The organism is Xanthobacter versatilis (assembly GCF_043193975.1).
GTDB classification, from domain to species: Bacteria; Pseudomonadota; Alphaproteobacteria; order Rhizobiales; family Xanthobacteraceae; genus Xanthobacter; species Xanthobacter autotrophicus_E.
Map to the genome: position 1 here is coordinate 1 of NZ_JBAFVB010000012.1, position 19367 is coordinate 19367.

The 19367-nt window shown below is 69.2% G+C and carries 15 protein-coding genes; 5 read left to right on the forward strand and 10 right to left on the reverse strand.

All coding sequences use genetic code 11. The annotated features are described in order from the left end of the window. Positions 1–236 precede the first annotated feature (236 nt). From V5F66_RS19295 to V5F66_RS19310, 4 genes are read right to left on the reverse strand one after another with little or no spacing between them, the layout of a single operon-like run. Positions 237–1889 carry a long-chain-fatty-acid--CoA ligase gene (locus V5F66_RS19295; protein ID WP_394094517.1) on the reverse strand — a complete coding sequence of 551 codons (1653 nt, stop codon included), beginning with the start codon at positions 1887–1889 and terminating at the stop codon, positions 237–239. Between the two features lie 56 nt (positions 1890–1945). Continuing rightward, entirely contained in the window at positions 1946–3703 is a 1758-nt protein-coding gene (locus tag V5F66_RS19300) for an acyl-CoA dehydrogenase C-terminal domain-containing protein (RefSeq protein WP_394094518.1), read from the reverse strand. A gap of 33 nt (positions 3704–3736) precedes the next feature. Continuing rightward, positions 3737–6034 carry a 3-hydroxyacyl-CoA dehydrogenase/enoyl-CoA hydratase family protein gene (locus tag V5F66_RS19305; protein WP_394094519.1) on the reverse strand — a complete coding sequence of 766 codons (2298 nt, stop codon included), beginning with the start codon at positions 6032–6034 and terminating at the stop codon, positions 3737–3739. Then, positions 6034–7170, reverse strand: coding sequence for a thiolase family protein (locus V5F66_RS19310; protein ID WP_394094520.1), 1137 nt, complete (start codon positions 7168–7170; stop codon positions 6034–6036). Before V5F66_RS19310 ends, V5F66_RS19305 begins: the two co-directional genes overlap by 1 nt. 320 nt (positions 7171–7490) lie before the next feature. Between V5F66_RS19310 and V5F66_RS19315 the strand changes: the two genes are divergently transcribed. Together V5F66_RS19315 and V5F66_RS19320 are read left to right on the forward strand one after the other, a co-directional pair. After that, positions 7491–8138, forward strand: a complete 648-nt coding sequence (locus V5F66_RS19315; protein WP_394053495.1) for a TetR/AcrR family transcriptional regulator — start codon at positions 7491–7493, stop codon at positions 8136–8138. Between the two features lie 353 nt (positions 8139–8491). Then, the gene (locus V5F66_RS19320; RefSeq protein ID WP_394053493.1) at positions 8492–8998 is read left to right on the forward strand and encodes a peptide deformylase; all 507 of its coding nucleotides are present in this window, start codon (positions 8492–8494) and stop codon (positions 8996–8998) included. 36 nt (positions 8999–9034) lie between these two features. Here V5F66_RS19320 and V5F66_RS19325 read toward each other — a convergent pair whose 3' ends face one another. Continuing rightward, positions 9035–9472 (reverse strand): VOC family protein, encoded by a 438-nt coding sequence (locus V5F66_RS19325; protein WP_394008991.1) that lies wholly within the window; start codon positions 9470–9472, stop codon positions 9035–9037. 91 nt (positions 9473–9563) lie between these two features. Here V5F66_RS19325 and V5F66_RS19330 point away from each other — a divergent pair, with 91 nt between their 5' ends. Beyond that, positions 9564–10442 (forward strand): LysR family transcriptional regulator, encoded by an 879-nt coding sequence (locus V5F66_RS19330; protein WP_012112651.1) that lies wholly within the window; start codon positions 9564–9566, stop codon positions 10440–10442. 24 nt (positions 10443–10466) lie between these two features. On the opposite strand, the gene mgtA is transcribed toward V5F66_RS19330, so the two are convergent. Further along, positions 10467–12998, reverse strand: a complete 2532-nt coding sequence (mgtA, locus tag V5F66_RS19335; RefSeq protein WP_394094578.1) for a magnesium-translocating P-type ATPase — start codon at positions 12996–12998, stop codon at positions 10467–10469. 389 nt (positions 12999–13387) lie between these two features. Between mgtA and V5F66_RS19340 the strand changes: the two genes are divergently transcribed. Together V5F66_RS19340 and V5F66_RS19345 are read left to right on the forward strand one after the other, a co-directional pair. Further along, positions 13388–15475 carry a PAS domain S-box protein gene (locus V5F66_RS19340; RefSeq protein ID WP_394094521.1) on the forward strand — a complete coding sequence of 696 codons (2088 nt, stop codon included), beginning with the start codon at positions 13388–13390 and terminating at the stop codon, positions 15473–15475. A 56-nt stretch (positions 15476–15531) separates the two neighbouring features. Beyond that, positions 15532–16005: a globin family protein gene (locus tag V5F66_RS19345; RefSeq protein ID WP_394094522.1), complete on the forward strand. Its 474-nt coding sequence runs from the start codon at positions 15532–15534 to the stop codon at positions 16003–16005. A gap of 91 nt (positions 16006–16096) precedes the next feature. Here the strand turns inward: V5F66_RS19345 and V5F66_RS19350 are convergent, their stop codons facing one another. The 4 genes from V5F66_RS19350 to V5F66_RS19365 form a co-directional block, all read right to left on the reverse strand. Next, positions 16097–16864: a response regulator gene (locus V5F66_RS19350; protein ID WP_394094523.1), complete on the reverse strand. Its 768-nt coding sequence runs from the start codon at positions 16862–16864 to the stop codon at positions 16097–16099. Between the two features lie 115 nt (positions 16865–16979). Beyond that, the gene (locus V5F66_RS19355; protein WP_394094524.1) at positions 16980–17963 is read right to left on the reverse strand and encodes an SH3 domain-containing protein; all 984 of its coding nucleotides are present in this window, start codon (positions 17961–17963) and stop codon (positions 16980–16982) included. Then, positions 17960–18373, reverse strand: coding sequence for a hypothetical protein (locus tag V5F66_RS19360; protein WP_394002040.1), 414 nt, complete (start codon positions 18371–18373; stop codon positions 17960–17962). Before V5F66_RS19360 ends, V5F66_RS19355 begins: the two co-directional genes overlap by 4 nt. A gap of 160 nt (positions 18374–18533) precedes the next feature. Continuing rightward, positions 18534–19367 (reverse strand): amino acid kinase family protein, encoded by an 834-nt coding sequence (locus V5F66_RS19365; protein WP_012112658.1) that lies wholly within the window; start codon positions 19365–19367, stop codon positions 18534–18536.

The window sequence follows — 19367 nt, forward strand, 5'->3', positions numbered from 1 at the left end:
ACCAACTACAGACCGAGTGAGGCGCATCGCCACACGCTACGACCGATGCCCCCACACCTTCTTCTCTGCCATCCGCATCGCCGCGACCGTCAGCTTCTGGCTCTGATCAGTGAGTCCTGAGCCTAGAAACGGGGAGCACGTCAGTCGAGCATGCCCCCCTTTGTGAAGATGAACGCGACGGGTGGCGTTCAGCGCCACCTCGGGCCGCAGATGGGGGCAGGAGCGTCGCGGCCCCTTCAGGAGCCGATACCGAGGTCGGGCGAGCGATGCTTGATCTCATCGAGGATGATCTCGCGGATCGCCTTCTTGGAGAGCTTCCCAGTGGCGGTGTGAGGCAGCTCGGGCACGATCAACACGTCATCCGGCATGCACCACTTGGAGATCTTGCCTTCGTAATGGGCGCGCATGTCGGCGCGGGAGAAGGTGGCGCCCGGCTTCAGCACCGCCACCAGCACCGGCCGCTCGCCCCAGCGTGCATCGGGGCGCGCGACGATGGCGGCTTCCTGGATGGCCGGATGAGCCTGGGCGATGTTTTCGAGGTCGATGGAGGAGATCCACTCGCCGCCGGACTTCACCACATCCTTGGTGCGGTCGACGATCTGGATGAAGCCCTCCTGGTCCATGGTCACCACGTCGCCGGTGTCGAACCAGCCGGGGTAGTCCGCATGGGCCGCACTCGTCGGCGTATTGAAATAGGCCTGCGCCACCCAGGGGCCGCGGACCAGCATGGAGCCGAAGCTCCTGCCGTCGTGCGCCACCTCGCTGCCGCCGGACCCGGCCACGCGGAATTCCATGCCGAACAACGGCCGGCCCTGCTTGCACTCGAGGGCGAGGCGCTCTTCCGGCGGCAACGTCCTGTGCTTGGGCTTGAGCGCAGCGGAGAGACCCACCGGACTGGTCTCCGTCATGCCCCATGCCTGGCGCACTTCCACGCCCATGTTGTGGAACCGGCTGATCATGATGGGTGGGATGGCCGACCCGCCGATCACCACCCGCTTCAGTGCCGAGAAGCTGCGGGCGTGGGTGTCCATCCAGTCGAGCAGGCCGAGCCACACGGTGGGCACCCCGGCGGTGAAGGAGACGCCCTCGCCCTCGAACAAAGCGTGCAGGCTGGCGCCGTCGAGGTGGGCGCCGGGCAGCACCAGCTTTGCCCCCACCATGGGCGCGGCGAATGGCAGGCCCCAGGCGTTCACATGGAACATGGGCACGATGGGGCAGACCACGTCGCTGGCGGAGAGCCCCAGCGCGTCGGGCATGGCGATCGCCATGGCGTGCAGCACGCATGAGCGATGGGAGTAGAGCACGCCCTTGGGGTCGCCCGTGGTGCCGGAGGTGTAGCACAGGCCGGAGGCGGTGTTCTCGCTGAAGGCCGGCCAGTCGAACGTATCCGGCTCGCCGGCGATGAGCGTCTCGTAACACTGCAGACCCGGAAGGACCTGGGAGGCGGGCATGTGCGCCTCGTCGGTCATGGCCACCAGAGCCCTGAGCCCTTTCAGCTGGTCCGCCAGTTCTTCCACGATGGGCAGGAAGGTCAGGTCGAAGAACAGCACGCTGTCTTCGGCATGGGCGATGATGTAGGCGATCTGCTCGCGGAACAGGCGCGGATTGATGGTGTGGCACACGAAGCCGGAGCCGGAGACGCCGTAGTAGAGCTCCAGGTGGCGGTAGCCGTTCCAGGCCAGGGTGCCGACGCGGTCACCGGTTTTCAGGCCAAGACGCGTCAGGGCGTTGGCGAGCTTGCGGCTGCGCTTCGACATCTCGCCGTAGGTGTAACGGTGAAGCCCGCCTTCCACCGTCGCCGAAACCACCTCACTGTCGCTGTGGTAGGCCTCCGCATGCCGCAGGATCGAGGACAACAGCAGCGGGACATCCATCATCGTTCCGAGCATCGCTTCCCTCCGTCGTTGATTTTCTATTGGCCGTTGGTCGTGTGGCGTGTGGTGGGTCAAAAGGCGTCGGCGTGGAGTGCCATCAGCGAGGGCGCGCCGTGGGCGAGGGCGGCGTCGAGGCCCAGCGTCTGCGGCAGCATGCGCTCGACGAAGAAGCGCGCGAGAACCGCCTTGCGCTGCGCCACCGGAGTGGCTTCCTCGTCCGTCGCGGCGGCAGCCATGCGGACCCACATCCAGCCGAGGGCGACGAGGGCGAACAGGCGCAGGTAGTCGGTGGCCGCCGCGCCGGCCTCGACGGCGCCGCCATTTGTGGCGAGGCGCGCCGTCGCGCCCTGAAGCCGGGCCAGGGCCTCGACCACCGGCGTCACCAGCGCGGCGCCGGCGGAGGGCAGGGCGGCGTCGAGGTCGGCCTTGATGAGGTCGAAGAAGCGCTGCGGCAGCTTTCCGCCTTCCAGCCCGAGCTTGCGGCCCACGAGGTCCAGCGCCTGCACACCGTTGGTGCCCTCGTAGATCTGGGCGATGCGCGCGTCGCGCACAAATTGCTCCATGCCCCATTCGCGGATGTAGCCGTGCCCGCCCAGCACCTGCTGGGACGCCACCGCCGTCTCGAAGCCGAAATCGGTGAAGGCGGCCTTGACCACCGGGGTCAGGAGCGCCACCAGCGCATCGGCCTCGCGGCGCACCGTGGCGTCGGGATGGCGGTCGGCGATGTCCATCTGGAGCGCCGTCCACACCGCGAGCGCCCGCGCGGCGTCGGCGAAAGCGCGTCCCGTGAGCAGCATCTTGCGCACGTCGGGATGGTTGATGATCGCGACCGGGCCCGGCGTGCCGTCGGCGCCGTGGCCCTGCAGGCGCTCACGGGCGTAGGCCACGGCCTTCTGGTTGGCCGCTTCGGCGATGCCGAGGCCCTGGATGCCGACGAACAGGCGTTCCGCGTTCATCATGGTGAACATGGCGTTGAGCCCGCGACCCGGCTCGCCCACCAGCCAGCCGGTGGCGCCATCATAGTTCATGACGCAGGTGGGCTGGGCGTGAATCCCCATCTTGTGTTCCAGCGCGCCGACATTCACGCCGTTGCGGGCGCCGAGGCTGCCGTCCGCATGGACGAGGAACTTGGGGGCAAGGAAGAGGCTGATGCCCTTCACGCCCTTCGGCGCATCGGGCAGGCGCGCGAGCACCAGATGGATGACGTTGCCGCCGAAGTCCTGGTCGCCCGAGGAAATGAAGATCTTGGTGCCGGTGATGGCATAGCTGCCGTCGCCATTTGGCACGGCGCGGGTATTGAGCAGGCCGAGGTCAGTGCCGGCGGATGCCTCGGTGAGGGCCATGGCGCCGGTCCACTCGCCGGAGATCATCTTCGGCAGGTAGGTAGCCTTCAGTTCCGCGCTGGCATGGTGGCCGATGGCCTCCACCGCGCCGCGGGTGAGGCCGGGGAACAGGCCGAAGGACAGATTGGCCGAGGACAGCATCTCGTCGAGGAGGAGCTGCAGCACCCGGGGCAGGCCCTGCCCGCCATATTCGGGATTCCCGGAGAGCGAGCACCAGCCGGCGTCGGCGAAGGCGCGATACGCATCCGCAACGCCCTTGGGCGTGGTCACGAGGCCGTTCTCAAGGGTGCAGCCCTCCTCGTCGCCGGGACGGTTGAGGGGCTCCAGCACGCCGGCCGCGAACTTGCCGGCCTCCTCCAGCACGCTCACCGCCAGTTCGGCATTCACCTCCTCGAAGCCGGGCAGGCCGGCCATGGTGGCATCGAAGTCGAAAACGCGCGTCAGCAGGAAGCCGATGTCGTCGACGGGCGCGGTATAGGTGGCCATGGGTTTTGCCTCGAAATGGGTTTGCGTCGAAGGTCAGTTGCGCAGGGGCTTTCCGGTCGCGAGCATGTGGCGGATGCGCTCCAGCGTGGCTGGCTCGCCGAGCAGGGCGATGAAGGCGGCGCGCTCCAGCGCCGTCACCGCGTCCTCGCCGACCGGCCGGGCGGGATCGGCATCGGGGCCGCCGGTAAGCACGTTCGCGAGGGCCTCGCCCACCACAAGGTCATGGGCGGTGAGGCGGCCAGCCATGGCCTCGGTGTCGAGCACGTTGCGCAGGGCCGAGGCGCCGGAGGGGCCGGACAGGGTGAGGCTCGGCGGCGCGGGCGGGGCGTAATCCTCCGCCAGCGCAAGGGCTTTCGCCTTGGCATCGGCGAGCAGGCGGTCGCGGTTCATGGTGATGCCATCGGTGGGGCGCAGAAAGCCGAGGCGGCGGGCCTCGAACGCGCTACTGGAGACCTTTGCCGGCGCGATCACGCCGAAGGCGGCGAGCGCCGGTGCCACCGGGCCCTTCGCGCTCGCATGGCCTTCGGCGAAACGTAGCAGCATCTCCTTGCAGCCGCCCCAGCCGGGCACCACGCCGATGCGGGGCTCCACGAGGCCGATGGTCAGTTCCGCATGGGCCTGGATGGCCCGGCAGTGCAGCAGCAGCTCGCAGCCGCCGCCGAAGGCGAGGCCCACGGCCGCGCCCACCACCGGGAAGGGGGCATATTTCACCGCCTTGAACAGCCGGTGGCCGCGATCGATGGATGCGCCGAAGGCGGCAGGCCCATTCGTCTCCACGGTTTCAAGGAACACGCGGATGTCCGCGCCGGCGCTGAACAGCGGCGCATCGGAGCCGATGACGAGGCCCTTGAAGCTCTGCTGGACGCGGGCCAGCGTCGCCTCCAGCGCGTCCAGCACAGCAGCGCCGAAGGTATTCATCTTGCTGCGGATCTCGAAGCAGGCGATGCCGTCGCCCAGATCCCACAGCCGGGCCGTGCCCCAGTCCTCGACAGGCTTGGAGGCAAGCTGGACCGCGGCCAGGGTGATGACCCCATCGGCCTGCGCGACCTTGCGGCGGGTACCGTCTGGCAGCAGGCAGGTGCGCGCGCCGTTCTCGATGGCGTAGAAGCCGCCCGCAGCCGCCGCTTTGGCGAGAAAGTGGGGCACCGGAACGCCGCGTTTCTCAAGGCGCGCAACAAGCCAGCCGGCCCCCAGCTGATCGATCAGCTCAAACGGCCCTTTCGCCCAGCCATAGCCGCCGCGCATGGCCGTATCCACCGCATCCGGTCCGTCGGCGATCTCGGGCGTGACGCGGGCGGCATAGGCCAGCGCCTTTTCCATCACCGCCGAGGCATAACGCCCGGCGGCGCCGTCATGCTGCATCAGCGCGCGGGCGTCGCCTTTGGCGGCGTCGAGGGCGTCGCTCTCCACCTTCTTCTGCGGGCGATATGCGCCGGTGACGAGATCCGTCACCTCCCGGCTCTTGCGATCGGCCGAGAGCTTGACGAAGCCGGCGCCGCTTTTGCGGCCGAGGCGCTTCTCGCCGACCATGCGGGCGACGAGCGCAGGCTCGGCGGGATAGTCCTGCATGGGGTCGGACGGCGGCAGCGCGTCGTGCAGGGAGCGCAGCACCATCGACATGAGGTCGATCCCCACCAGGTCCATGAGCCCGAAAATACCGGTCTTCGGGATACCGAAGGGCTTCGAGATGGCTGCGTCCGCCACTTCCACGTCAAGTCCCAGGGCGATGGCCTCGTTTACCGCGGCGGCCATCCAGTAATTGCCGACGCGGTTGGCTATGAAGCCGGGCGTGTCGCGGCAAACGACCACGCTCTTGCCGAGGACTCGGTCGCCGAAGTCGCGGATCGTTTCCAGCGCCTCGGGCCGGGTCCGGGGCCCCGCCACCAGCTCCAGCAGGGGCATGGTGCGTGGCGGGTTGAAGAAATGGGTGACGAGGAAGTCGGCGGCAAAGCCCTCTGGCAGGCCCTCCACCAGCGCCGACAGCGGGATGGTGGAGGTGTTCGAACTGACAATGGAGCCCGGCTTGCGCACCGCTTCGATGCGGCCATAGAGGCCCTGCTTCACGTCGAGCCGCTCGGCCACCGCCTCGATGATCAGGTCGGCGTCGGACAGCATCGGCATGTCGCCGCTCACCGAGCCGGTGACGACCCGCTCGGCGAAGGCGGCATCCATGAAGCCGCCAGCCTTCAGCTGCTTTGTCACCGCCGCGGCGGCGGTCGCCGCCTCCACGTCCAGCAGCACCACGTCGAGCCCGGCATTGGCGAGGTGGGCGGTGATGCCCGAGCCCATGACGCCGGCGCCGATGACGCCGGCCTTGCGGATCTGGCCCATCACGCCGCCTCCAGCACGAGGGCGATGCCCTGCCCGCCACCGATGCACTGGGTGGCAAGGCCATAGCGTCCGCCGTCGCGCTTCAGGAGCTGCGCCGCCTTGCCCACCAGGCGCGCGCCGGTGGCGCCCAGCGGATGGCCCAGCGCGATGGCGCCACCGTCGCGATTGAGACGGGCGGGATCGATGTCGAGGTCGGCGCAGCAGGCCAGCACCTGGACCGCGAACGCCTCGTTCATCTCGATCACGTCGAGGGCGGCCGCCGTGATGCCGGCGCGGGCGAGGGCCTTGCGGGTGGCCTCCACCGGGCCGATACCCATGATCTCGGGCGCGCAGCCGGACACCGCATAGCCCGCCACCCGCGCCAGCGGCGCGAGATTGTGCCGGCGGGCGAAATCCTCGGAGACGATCAGGGTCGCCGAGGCGCCGTCGGTCAGCGGAGAGGAATTGCCAGCCGTGACCGAGCCCCCCGCCTTGAACACCGCCTTGAGGGTCCCGAGCTTGTCGACGGTGGTGCCGCCGCGCACGCAGCCGTCCTTGTCCACCGTCCCGGCCGGCGTCGCCACCGGTGCGATCTCGGCGGCGAGGCGCCCATCGGCCTGCGCTGTGGCGGCCTTGTCCTGGCTCGCGGCGGCATAGGTGTCCTGGGCCTCGCGGGAGATGGCGTAACGGTCAGCGAGATTTTCGGCGGTGAGGCCCATGTTCAGGAATGCGGCGCGCAGGGCATCGTCCCAGCGCGGATTGGGCATGGGATTGAAGCCCATCATGGGCACCTTGGTCATGCTCTCGATGCCGCCGGCGATGAAGGCCTCGCCGGCTCCCATGGCGATGGCGCCTGTGGCCATCTGCACCGCCTGCATGGAGGAGCCGCACCAGCGGTTTACCGTGGAGCCACCGACGCTCAGCGGCAGGCCGGCGATGAGGCTGGCGCAGCGGGCGATATTGAGGCCCTGCTCCCCCTCCGCGAAGGCGCAGCCGAGGATAACGTCCTCGAGGGTCGCGGGATCGAGGCCCGAGCGGCCGACGACGGTGGAGATGACACCGGCGGCAAGGTCGTCCGGGCGGATGCCCGCGAGGGCGCCTTTGTAGGCCGGGGCGAAGGGGCTGCGCGCGTAATCGACGATGAAAGCGTGGGCCATTCTCGTTCCTTGGCCGGCCCGACGCCGGCACGGGTTCGCTGGAGGCAGTGCAGGACAAGAGGTCGTGTCGGCAGGGGAGGGGGGTGATCCGGTTCGACCGCAGCCGCACCTGATCACACCCCCAAGGCTTGCCCTGATGCTTGCTATGTACCAAACGATTGGTACAACATGCAACCCAGCAGCGGCTACCACACGTCGCGTTGACGTGCTTTCCTCAAAGCGGAGGTCGCACTAAGACAGGACAAAGCGAAATCAGGGGCGCGGACCGGATGCCCCCGGTCGCGACAGGCCGCCAGAATCGGGACCGCAGGACCAGGTGAATGCCACGCAAGACCGCCGCCAGGAAGACCGCCGCCAAAGGCGAGGAGAGGCGGCAGAACAGGTTCGCCAGCGAACTGTTCCAGGGTGAACTCAGTCCCCGCCACCGGGACGTGCTGGAGGCGGCGGCAAGCCTGTTCGCGGAGCGCGGCTACGCGGCCACCTCGGTGCGCGAGATCGGCGAACGGGTCGGATTGCTCGGGGGCTCGCTCTACCACTACATCAAGTCGAAGGAAGCGCTGTTCGTGCGCATCCACGACATCGCGCTCGAAGTGGCGGGTGACCGCATTCGAGCCGCCGTCGAGGTGCAGACCGACCCCTGGGACCGGCTGGAGGCGGCATGCGTGACCATGCTGGAGATCCAGCTCGATCCCCATTCCATCACGATGCCACTCATGAACGACCTTCAGGCGGTCCCCGCCGAGGTGCGCGAGCAGCTTATCGCCCGGCGTGACAGCTTCGAGAAGATCTTCTCGGATCTTGTCGCTGATCTGCCCTTGAGTCCGCTGATCGATCGCAGCGTATACCGGCTTCTTCTGCTAACGCTGCTCAATAATACCAGCTCATGGTATCGTGAGGGACGCCTGTCGCCCAAAGAGATCGCTAGGCAGATCGTTTTTATATTCCATCAACGCGCCGAATATAGATAGGCGAGGACAGGAATCCTGCTGGGTGCTTAATGCCATTCGTAAAATTCACAGACGGTTTGGGTCCCGGCCGACGATGATCGTAGCTTCGATTGTCACAGCCGCGGTATAAACAGGGACATCGCTGTTCTCAGTTTCATCTTCCCGGGTGCGCAGCTCCGAAACTGCAGCCTGAGGCGTCCGTCGAAGACTTGAACGGAAGGACCGGATCTGCCATTCCACCGACCTCTTGCTGGCGGAGGGCGCGGAGGTTCTGCGAAGACGGTCTTCGCCGCCGTCGGCTGGTGGTCGAGGCACTCGGACCGTCAGGGCTTCCACCGACGTGCCGGAGAAGCGGCAGAGCGAGGCGGCGGATCGTGACGGCAAGGCAGATCATCACCTTCCCGGATGCGCGCCTGCGCAGCGTAGCCGCGCCTGTGACGGTCTTCGATGATGCGCTGGCAAATTTGGTCGCCGACCTGCTCGATACCCTGCGTGCGGCGCCGGGGATCGGGATCACGGCACCGCATATCGGCATCGGCCAGCGGGTGGTGGTGCTGGAGCTTTCGGCGGAGGACGGCGTGCGCGCCTATATCAATCCGCAGATCGTATGGGCCTCGGCCGAGGTGATCCGGCATCCGGAAGGCAGCGTGTCCATGCCCGGCGTGACGGAGGAGGTGGAGCGCCCGGCGCGCGTCCGCGTGCGCTACCAGGACCTGAGCGGCGCCGAACACCTCGAGGAGGCCGATGGCCTGCGGGCGGTCTGCCACCAGCACGAGATCGACCAGCTCGACGGCGTGTTCTGGATTCAGAGGCTCTCGCGACTGAAGCGGGAGCGCGTGATCAAGCGCTATGAGAAGGCCCGGGGCGCGACGCGGGGCTGAACCCGCGCCGATCCTTCCGGGCTTCAAGCCTCACATTCACTTGGCGAACAGCTGGCCCAGGTCCTCGAACGCCTTGATCTCGATGGCGTTGCCGCTCGGGTCGCGGAAGAACATGGTGGCCTGCTCGCCGGGCTGGCCCTTGAAGCGGACGTAGGGCTCGATGTCGAAGTGGGTGCCCGCAGCCGTCAGCCGGTCGGCGAGGGCCTGCCAGTCGGCCATCTTCAGCACCACGCCGAAGTGCGGCACGGGCACGTGATGGCCGTCCACCGCGTTGCCGCCGCGGTCCGCCTCGGCCATGCCCGGCACCACATGGGCGACGATCTGGTGGCCGTAGAAATCGAAATCGATCCATTCGTCGGAGCTGCGCCCCTCGGGGCAGCCGAGCTTTTCGCCATAGAAGGCGCGGGCGGCGGCAAGATCGTGGACCGGGAAGGCGAGGTGGAAGGGGCGAAGCGAGGGGGAGGGAAGCGACATGGGGCGATCTCCTGTGCGGCCCCTTGTTACGACAGGGCGATAGGCGATAAAAGCTGCGGGTATCTGACTTCAGTCATCAGGAAAACTGCGGATGGACACTGAGTTCGTCAGGACCGCAATCACCGTCATCGAGGAGCGGTCCATCGCCGCTGCGGCGCGCCGGCTCGGCCTGACTGCCGGGGCCGTGGCGCTCCGGATCAAGACGCTGGAGAGCGAGCTTGGCACGGTGCTGATCGGCCGGGCGGGGCGCAGCATCGCGCCGACTGCTTCGGCGGCGCGGCTGCTGCCTGGGCTGCGAGCCATGGTCGACCAGGCCACCGACCTCCAGAGGCGGGCCACCGCCAGCGGCGGCATCTCCGGCGAACTGCGGCTGGGCACCATCGCCACTGCCAGCACCGGGATTCTGCCGCCGTTGCTGTGCACCCTCACGCAGCGTCATCCCGACCTGGACGTGATGATCGAGCCGGGAACCTCTCTCGACCTGTGCGAGCGGGTGCTGGATGGTTCGCTTGACGCCGCCATCGTGGTCGAACCCCCTGCGCCTTTGCGCAAGGGCGAGCGCTTCAGCCCCTGGGCCGTCGAACCGCTGGTGCTGATCGCACCCCCCGCCTGCGCTGGACGCGACCCCATTGCGCTGCTCTCCAGCGAGGCCTTCATCCGCTACGACCGGCGCAATTGGGGCGGCCGGATCGTCGACCGCTTTCTGCGCACCACCGGGATCGTGGTGCGCGAGAGGATTGAGCTCGATGCCCTGGACGGGATCGTGGCCATGGTCTCCGCCGGCCTCGGCGTGGCTATCATCCCCGACTGGACCGGGCCGCGCCTTGAAGGGGCGAAGGTGGTGAGCCTGCCGCTGCCGCCGCCCCAGCCGTCACGCACCATCGGCCTCTACAGCCGCACCCTGTCGATCCGGCAGGACCTAATCGCCCTGGTCGAGGACAGCCACCGCGCCGGCGCCGGCAGGGTGTGACCGGTTGGGTACAATGGTCGCGTGTCACGGTGCGCCGGGCGAGACCCCGATGCGCTTTCGCCCGCTCAAGGCCAGGGGCTTCAGCAGCTCGGCGCAGACAAGATAGGTGACGACCACGCCGGCGATGCCGAGGATCATGGCGGGCGGCGGCGCCTCGAAGCCGAACCAGGCGCCCATGGGCGTGAAGGGCAGCGCAATCGCCGCCAGCAGCGCCACCAGAGAGGAGATGGCCAGCGCCGGGCTGGGCAGGTCCTGCCACGGCCGGCCATTGGTGCGGATGATGAAGATGACGAGGATCTGCGTCGCCATGGATTCCAGGAACCACGCGGTGCGGAATGCATCGGGCGTGGCGTGGAACACGAACAGCAGGGCGCCGAAGGTCAGGAAATCGAACAGCGAGGAGAGCGGCCCCATCACCCCGGCGAAGCGCAGCAGGCCGTGCATGTCCCAGACCTGCGGCCGCTGTGTCGCCTCCGGGCGCACGTCGTCGAACGGGATGCCGATCTCCGAGAGATCGTAGAGCAGGTTGTTGAGCAGGATCTGCGTCGGCAGCATGGGCAGGAACGGCAAGGCCATGGAGGCCACCGCCATGGACAACATGTTGCCGAAGTTGGAACTCGCACCCATGCGCACGTACTTGAGGATGTTGGCGAAGGTCCGCCGGCCTTCCTGGACGCCATCGGCCACCACTTCGAGGTCCGAGGCGAGCAGGATCATGTCGGCCGCAGCCTGGGCGACGCCCGTCGCCCCCGCCACCGACAGGCCGATGTCCGCCCCCTTCAGGGCCGGGGCGTCGTTGATGCCGTCGCCGAGAAAGCCGACCACCTCGCCGCGGGCCTGTAGGGCCTTGACGATGCGCGACTTCTGGTCGGGGGCGAGGCGCCCGTAGGCGTCCACGGTCTGCACCTGCACGGCAAGTGCGTCGTCGCTCAGTGCGGCGATGTCGGTGCCGGACAGGACCGTCTGCGTGTTCAGCCCGACGAGGCCGGCGAGGCGCTTCACCACGATGGGATCGTCGCCGGACAGGATCTTCAGCCGCACGCCGGCGGCGCCGAGCCGGGCGATGGCGGTGGCCGCCGTGGCCTTGGGCGGATCGGCGAAGGCGCACAGGCCCTCGAACACCAGCTCCCTCTCGTCGTCGGCCTCGATCTCATGGGTGGCACCGGACCATGCCCGCGACGCGATGGCGATGGTCCGCAGCCCCTCCCGGGCCATGGCATGGACGGCTTCGAGGGCAAGCGCGCGCTCGGTCTCGCCCATGGGGGAGCGGACATCGCCGGCCCGCTGCGTCGTGCACAGGGCAAGCACCGCCTCCGGCGCGCCCTTCACGATCAGCAGCGGACCCTCGGGTCCGGCGGCGAGGACCGACCCCAGCCGGCGGGAGAAATCGAAGGCCTGCCGGCCCGACAGCGCCCAGCCTTTTGCGGCATCGACGGAACTTGCCACCAGCGCCGCATCGAGCGCGCCGCGATCGCCACCGAGGTCCGCGGCGACGGCGCCGAGCCGGGCGGCGCGCGGGTCGGCGGCTCCCGCCGCATCGAGGCTGCGGGCCAGCGTGATCTCGGCGGAGGTCAGGGTGCCGGTCTTGTCGGTGCACAGCACCGTCATGGCACCCAGATCGTGGATCGAGGCCAGCCGCTTGACGATGACCTTGCGGGAGGCCATCCGCATGGCACCGCGGGCCAGGGTCACGGTGGTGATCATGGGCAGGAGTTCGGGCGTCAGGCCGACGGCCAGGGCCACGGCGAACATCAGCGAATCGAGCGCGGGGCGTCCGAACGCCACCCGGGTGGCCAGCACGACGAGCACGAGGCCGAGCGTCAGGCGGGCGATCACGAGGCCGAACTGGTGCAGGTCGCGCTCGAACGGCGAGGGCAGCTGCGCCTGCGCCAGGGCCGAGGCGGCGGCACCGAACACGGTGTTGCGACCGGTGCTGACGACGAGCGCGAGCGCCTCTCCGGTCTGCGCCACGGCACCGCGGAACAGGGCGTTGGTGGCCTCGCCCGGGCTTTCACCCGCGCTCGGGCCGGCGCGTTTCTCCACCGGATAGGGCTCGCCGGTGAGGGCGGCCTCGCCGGCGGTGAAGGCACGGCTTTCGAGGATCAGCGCATCGGCGGGGATGATGTCGCCCGCCCGCACCCGCAGGAGGTCGCCGGGGACCACCTGGTCCACCTCGATCTCGCGGAAGACGCCGTCGCGCTTGACCTCGGCCTTGAGCGCCACTGAGCGGCGCAGGATCTCCGCCGTCCGGGCGGCATGGCCTTCCTGTACCGTGTCGAGCCCGATGGAGACCACCAGGATCACCACGATGATCGACCCGCCCACCGCATCGCCGGTCAGCACCGAGACGATGCCGGCGGCAAGCAGGATGAGGGAGAGGGGCTCCAGCAAGCGGCGGAAGATGGCGCGGGCGAGGCTGTCGGCCTTCGCCTCCACGTCGCTGTTCGGCCCGTATTGCGCAAGCCGGCCGGCGGCATCATCGGTGCTTAGGCCGTCGTGCCCGCAGCCCAGCAAGGCGCAGGTCGCTTCGGGGGGCTGGGTCCAGAAGGTGCGCAGGCTGACGGGTCGCTTCTGCCGGGAGGTCTCGGAGACGATGTTCAAGGTGCTCCCCCGATCCCGCGACCATGCGCGGGTCCCGGCATGGTGCCTCATATTCGCATGTCCGGCCGATGTCGGAGCGCGAATCCTTGCGCCGCCGTCCCGGCTTGTGACCCGTCCGCATGGAGATAGCCGAGCTTGGCGCACGGGAGAATGACAAGGCCGTCCGGTGCGATCAATTGCGGGCGACCCCGGAGGGCGCAGCCCGCGCGGGGTGATCGGGTTGAAACCGGGCTGAAACAATGCTGGCTTACTCAACCTTGTCGAAGCGAGCGTGGCACGGCTCCCGGCCCCGTCGCGCAAGTCCAAGCCGGTGGTGCCGCAAGACGGCGGTGCAGGAGGACGCGATGACATCGGCTCTCGACACGCAGGAGATCGTGCCGGACGGCAGCGGCGATGCGAGCCTCGTCCGGCTGTCCGACCTCGGCCTGTTCACGGCGCTGTTCCAGTCCATCCCCGGCCGCGCGGTGCTGCTGGACAGCTCCGGCGTCTGCCGCTTCGCCAACCAGGAGTTCATGGACTTTCTCGGGCGCAGCCGGGACGAGGTGATCGACCGGCCCGTGCAGGACTTCCTCGAGCCCAGCGTGTTCGAGTCCTACGCTCCGCTGATGGAGAGGGTGTTCGGCGGCGAGCAGGTGAGGCGTGTGGCCTGGGTGGATTACGGCCGCCTCGGCAAGCGATACCTGGAGGAGGTGATCTCGCCCTACCGGGTGGACCTCACCGGCCCGGTGGTCGGCTGCTTCGGCGTCGGCCGCGACCTCACCGACATGAAGCACCAGGAGATGGAGATCGTCCGGCGCACGCAGGCGCAGATGGAGGCCGAGGCCTATCACGCCGCCATCGTCGGCACCGCCCTCGACGGCATCGTGGTGGTGGACGAAGAGGGCTCCGTGGTGGATTTCAACCCGGCTGCCGAACAGATCTTCGGCTACCGGAAGGAGGAGGCCCTCGGCCGCTCCATCGCCGAGCTGCTGGTGCCGCCGGAATTGCGCGCCGCCCACGCGGCAGGTATGCGATCCTACCTCGCAACCGGCATCACCCGGCTGATCGGCCGGCGGCTGGAGCTGCCGGCGCTGCTGGCTGACGGCACGCGCATCCCCATCGAGCTGGCCATCACCGACGTGACCCGTGGCGAGCGCCGGCTGTTTGCCGCGCACATGCGCGACCTGCGCGCCGCCAAGCGGGCGGAGGAGGAGATCAAGCGGCAGCGCAACGCGCTCCACCAGAAGGAGAAGCTTGCGGCGCTGGGCTCCCTGCTCGCGGGCGTCGCCCATGAGCTGAACAACCCGCTGTCGGTGGTCACCGGCCAGACCATGCTGCTGCGCGAGCAGGTGCTGAAGGAGGCCAATGTGCGGTCCGGGGGGCTGCCCACCCTGGAAAAGGTGATCCAGCGCTGCGACCGCATCGAGACGGCAACGCACCGTTGCGCGCGGATTGTCCGCAGCTTTCTCGACATGGCGCGCCAGCGCGAGGCGGAGCGCCGGGCCACCAATCTCGCGGACGTGGCGCGTGAGGCCGTGGAACTGCTGGGCTACAACATGCGGGCCTCGGGGGTGAAGGTGTCCCTCGACATCGCGCCCGGTCTGCCACGCCTGATGCTGGACGCCGGGCAGATCCACCAGGTGCTGCTCAACCTGCTGGTCAATGCCCAGCAGGCGCTGGAAGAGAAGGCCGGCGAGCGGCGCGTCGCCGTCTCGGTGGCGGTCGACGCGGACCGCAATGCGGTGCTGATCCGGGTTGCAGACAATGGCCCGGGCATCGCGGAGAACATCCGCTCGCGCATCTTCGATCCGTTCTTCACCACCAAGCCCCAGGGGGTCGGCACCGGGATCGGGCTTGCCGTCTCGCGCGGGCTGATCGAGGCCCATGGCGGCACGCTGGAGCTGGGCACGGGCCCCGATGGTGGCGCCCTGTTCACCATCCAGCTGCCGCTGGAGGAGGTCGCCGCCGAAGCGCCGCCAGCCGGCCCGCAGGAGTATGCGCATGATGCAGCCGGCGCGCATCTCGGATCGGTGCTGATCATCGACGACGAGCCGGACATTGCCGCCCTGCTCGCGGAGATCGCCGAAGGCAGCGGCTATGTGGCCGTGGTGGCGCACAGCGGCCGGGAGGCGCAGGCGCTGCTGGCGCGGACCGTGCCGGGCGGCCGCCCGGCCGATTTCGTCGGCATCTTGTGCGACATCCGCATGCCCGATGGCGATGGCCCCAGCCTCTACAACTGGTTGCTCTCCCACCGGCCCGACCTGTCGACGCGGATCGGGTTCATTTCCGGCGACACGCTGGGGCCCTCGGCCGGGCGCTTCCTGGCCCGCTCGGGCTGCCCGCTCATCGAGAAGCCGTTCACCCCCGCCGATGTGCGCGCCTTCCTCGGGGCTCTCGTCCGCGACGCGGCCCCGTTGCCTGAAACAACTGAAACACGGCGGACCGAGAGCTGACCGCCTGCAGCAACACATGCCGGTCAAAGTACGCCCCGTTCACCGCAAGGACGGCCATGCACGACGACCAGATCGGGCTTCTCGAAACCAGCTTCGCCGAGGTTTCCACGGACCGGGACGCGGCGGCCGCGCTGTTCTACGAGCGGTTGTTTGTGCTTGATCCGGCGCTGAAGCGGCTGTTCGGGGATACGGACATGGCGGGGCAGGGGCAGAAGCTCTTCGCCGCGCTGGATCTTGTCGTCGCCTCGCTGCGGCACCTGGACAAGGTGGTTCCGGTGCTGGAGCAGCTCGCCGTGCGTCATGTCCACTATGGCGTGCGCGACGCCCATTACGCGACGGTGGGCGCGGCCCTGATCGAGACCCTGTCGCTCTATTTCGGTCCCCGCTTCTCCATGGAGCTGCGCCGGGCCTGGTCCGATGCCTACGAGGTCGTCGCCGGCGTGATGATCGCTGCCGCCCATGGCGTCACCGCCGAGGCCGACGTGGCCGGCAATCTCCTTTCGCGCCCCGCCTTCGCGGGCGCGCTCTGAGACGCGGACGGCGGCATCCCCGCGCTGCCGTTCCGTGTGCGATCCTCCGGCCGGAGCCTCCCGTTCACGGAGACCCCGGCCGGAGGTGTCGTCATGTGCCCCGGGGACCGGGCACGAACAGGTAGCCGACGCCCCGCACCGTCTTGATGGCCTGGGGCTTGGCCGGATCGGCTTCGATCTTCTTGCGCAGGCGCGTCACCCGCACGTCGATGCTGCGGTCGAACGGCTCGTTGTCCCGGTCGTGGGCAAGGTCGAGCAGCCGGTCGCGGGTGAGGACGCGGTTGGGGTTCTGCAGGAACACACGCAGCAGGTCGAACTCCATGGCGGTGAGCATATCCCGCGTGCCGTCGCGCCTGACGAGGCAGTGGGCCTCCATGTCCAGGAAGACGACGCCGCACGGCACCAGGTCCGCACCGGCGGGCGCGGCGCCGTTCGCCGGAGGTGGCTCGTGCGTGGGCGGCGGGACCGCGGTGTAGCGGCGCAGCACGGCGCGGATGCGCGCCTTCAGCTCGCGCAGGTCGAAGGGCTTCACCACATAATCGTCGGCGCCGACCTCAAGGCCCGCCACGCGGTCCACGATGTCGTCGGCCGCGGTCAGCATGATGATGGGCGTCGCGGCGGCGGAGCGGATGCGGCGGGCGAGGGTGAGGCCATCCTCTCCCGGCATGTGCACGTCCATGAGGATGAGGTCGGCCGGCTCGGCGGCCAGCAGAGTGTCGAGATCGCGCCCGCTCGCGGCCGAGCGCACGCGAAATCCCTGGCCGCCGAGATATTCGGCCACGGTCTCGCGCAGCGCTTCCTCGTCGTCCACCACGATGATGCGCCAGCCCGTCTCCCCGCCCTTCGATTGCCCCACCATGCTCGCGCGCCGGAAGCGCTCCCCTCACCAGATACCCGCAGGGCGCGCACTCTAGGGCGGACGCTGCCTGAACGGAATGGCCAAGGCGCAGGTTGGGCAGCGGCCCCTTGCCCCGTCAGCTGCAGTTGGTGACCTGGTTGGAGCAGATGCCGCGCCACCAGCCGCGGCGGCCGTCCCGGCTCTCGGTCAGCGCCCAGTTCGCCGAGCAGGCGAACAGGCGCACCAATGTGCCGTCGATGGAGAGCGCGCCGTCCGGCCCGGCCACGTCGGCGCCCGGCGGCTCGCCCGGTGCATCCACATGGGGGGCGGACAACAGACGCCGCACCGGCATCTGCGAATTGGCATAGGCCCCGCCGGCTTCGCTGGCGCGGATCCAGCCGGTGCCGGCATAGGTCCTTGGATAGCGCCTGGGCGGCGGGTCGCCATAAGGCGTGCCGGGCGATGTCGCCTTGGCGATGCGGAACCAGCCGTGGCTGTAGCCGGTGATGTCGAATTCCACCCGCCACCCCTCTTCCGAGCCCTGTCCGGACTCGGGGGTGACGCGGACCGGCGCGAGATGGCCCACCACCTTCGCCTGCGCCGATGGCGCGGCGCGCACCGCGAGGCTGTGGCGGGTGTCGTTGAGCGCCCATCCCTTGATGCGGCACGGTTCCACCTGCGGTTCCGTCTTGCGCCTGGGTGCCAATGCCGCGCGCAGCTCGGCCTGGTAGGGCTCGCTGTCGTCGTCGGCGCTTGCCTCGTCGGGCCGGCGGGGGCGCACGGTGGTCATGGCCACGGCGAGGGTGCCGTTGTCCGACTTGAGATCCACCTCCATCACCTGGAGGGGCGTGAACACGCTGCCGGGGGCGGCGGGCGAATCCGCTCCGGCGGGAAACACGGCAATGGTGGCCTTCCGCGCCTCCTCGTCGAGGCGGATGATGCGCCCCGCCACCAGCATGGCCGGCAGCTTCGCCTTCGCCTCCGCGAGCCAGGTGGCCTCCTGTACCGTGGCCTCCTGCGCCCGCGCCGCGAGCGGTGCCGAAAGCCAGAGGGCGAGGCCGGAGGCGAGGGTGATGCGGAGCAGGGCCGTCCGGCCTTGCGCCTTCCGGATGCCGCTCATTTGGGGGCGACCACCCGCAGCGGGGTGGCATAGGGCTCAACGCGCAGGCTGTCGTTGCCGATGATGCTGATGCGGCGCAGCGGCGCCTGCTCCAGCTCGCCGTCCGGCGCCTTGCGCACGGCATATTGCCAGACCGTGAGCTCGCCGCCGCCCTTGAGCGCGCGCCCGACCGCAGTGACATCGCTGCCGCCGAGGGCTGCGGCATCCTGCGGTCCCACCCCCACCACGATCTCATCGCGCACGGTGATGATCTTGAACAGGCTGACGGCTTGCTCCGCCGCGGCACTTGCGATCCCGCAGGCAAGGGTGCCGGCCACCACGAGGGTGCCGACGAGGCGGCGCGCGGTGCGCGACCAGCTCCGTGTCGTGCCGGTGCGCGTCTTGCCGGTGATAAGTGTGGAAATGGCCATCGGGTGCTCCCAGCTCCGTAAGGGCCGCGTCGGTAGCACCTTTGTGTTTCAGGCGTTTTTCGCGAGCCGGGGCGATTCAGGGCAGGATGCCAGCGGAACCATGGCTCGCAGGCCCCCCTCCCGGAGGAGGGGGGTGAGGGGTCGAAGCCGGTGCGTCGGCTCAGTTGCGGCGGGCGGCGGTGTGGACGATGGTGCCCACACGCTCGCCGCGCAGGGCGGACGTGAGGCGGCCCGGCACCAGGCCGTTCACAACCTGCACCCGTTCGATGTGGCGGGCGGTGGCCATCACGTCGAGCAGCGCGCGGTCGAAGGGCAGCGTGCCCTCGCTGGCGGCAAGGTCGGCGGCGCTGACCTCGGGCAGGAACTTCGCCGAGGCGCCGTCAGGACCGTTCGGATCGGTGGAATAGACGCCGTCCACGTCCTCCACGATGGTGAGGCCCGCCGCGCCCAGCGCATCGGCGAGCAGGAACGCGCCGGTGTCGGCCCGGTGGGTCGGGATGCGCGAGTCCGGGAACTCGTGGTGGTGATAGGGCGGGAAGCCGCTGCCCACCACCGCGCGGGCGGCGGAGAGATGGATCGAGAGCTGGCTCGCGATGGTCGGGTGCTCCACGTAGGAGACGCCTTCGGGCGCCAGCAGCGAGGCGAGGATGTGGCCGTTCTGGCCGGCTTCGCTGGCGGCGAGCGGGGAGAGCGAGCCCACCGGCAGGCCGAGGTCGAGGCCGACGCCATAGAGATGGCGGGCGCGGATGCCGGCGCCGGTGAGGATCAGCAGCCGATGCTCGGGCAGCAGCTTGCGGATCTCGTCCACGATGGGAAGGATCGCCTTCGGGCCGCGATCCATGATGGCGCGGCCGCCGATCTTCACCACCTGCAGCCAGGGCAGCAGGCGGATGGGCTTGACGCCGGCGACGGGGCGGGTGAGCTGGCCGTCGAGGAGGGTCTGGCGCGCGAGCGGCGAGGCGACGTGCTTGATGCCGTTGGAAGTATCAGACAT

Excerpts from the sequence above, each read along its gene's own strand:
- V5F66_RS19345 (WP_394094522.1), top strand. The coding sequence starts at position 15,532 with ATGCACGACGACCAGATCGGGCTTCTCGAAACCAGCTTCGCCGAGGTT.
- V5F66_RS19360 (WP_394002040.1), bottom strand. The coding sequence starts at position 18,373 with ATGGCCATTTCCACACTTATCACCGGCAAGACGCGCACCGGCACGACA.
- V5F66_RS19340 (WP_394094521.1), top strand. The coding sequence starts at position 13,388 with ATGACATCGGCTCTCGACACGCAGGAGATCGTGCCGGACGGCAGCGGC.
- V5F66_RS19355 (WP_394094524.1), bottom strand. The coding sequence starts at position 17,963 with ATGAGCGGCATCCGGAAGGCGCAAGGCCGGACGGCCCTGCTCCGCATC.
- V5F66_RS19330 (WP_012112651.1), top strand. The coding sequence starts at position 9,564 with ATGGACACTGAGTTCGTCAGGACCGCAATCACCGTCATCGAGGAGCGG.
- V5F66_RS19350 (WP_394094523.1), bottom strand. The coding sequence starts at position 16,864 with ATGGTGGGGCAATCGAAGGGCGGGGAGACGGGCTGGCGCATCATCGTG.
- V5F66_RS19325 (WP_394008991.1), bottom strand. The coding sequence starts at position 9,472 with ATGTCGCTTCCCTCCCCCTCGCTTCGCCCCTTCCACCTCGCCTTCCCG.
- V5F66_RS19305 (WP_394094519.1), bottom strand. The coding sequence starts at position 6,034 with ATGGGCCAGATCCGCAAGGCCGGCGTCATCGGCGCCGGCGTCATGGGC.
- V5F66_RS19310 (WP_394094520.1), bottom strand. The coding sequence starts at position 7,170 with ATGGCCCACGCTTTCATCGTCGATTACGCGCGCAGCCCCTTCGCCCCG.
- V5F66_RS19365 (WP_012112658.1), bottom strand. The coding sequence starts at position 19,367 with ATGTCTGATACTTCCAACGGCATCAAGCACGTCGCCTCGCCGCTCGCG.
- V5F66_RS19300 (WP_394094518.1), bottom strand. The coding sequence starts at position 3,703 with ATGGCCACCTATACCGCGCCCGTCGACGACATCGGCTTCCTGCTGACG.
- V5F66_RS19315 (WP_394053495.1), top strand. The coding sequence starts at position 7,491 with ATGCCACGCAAGACCGCCGCCAGGAAGACCGCCGCCAAAGGCGAGGAG.
- V5F66_RS19295 (WP_394094517.1), bottom strand. The coding sequence starts at position 1,889 with ATGCTCGGAACGATGATGGATGTCCCGCTGCTGTTGTCCTCGATCCTG.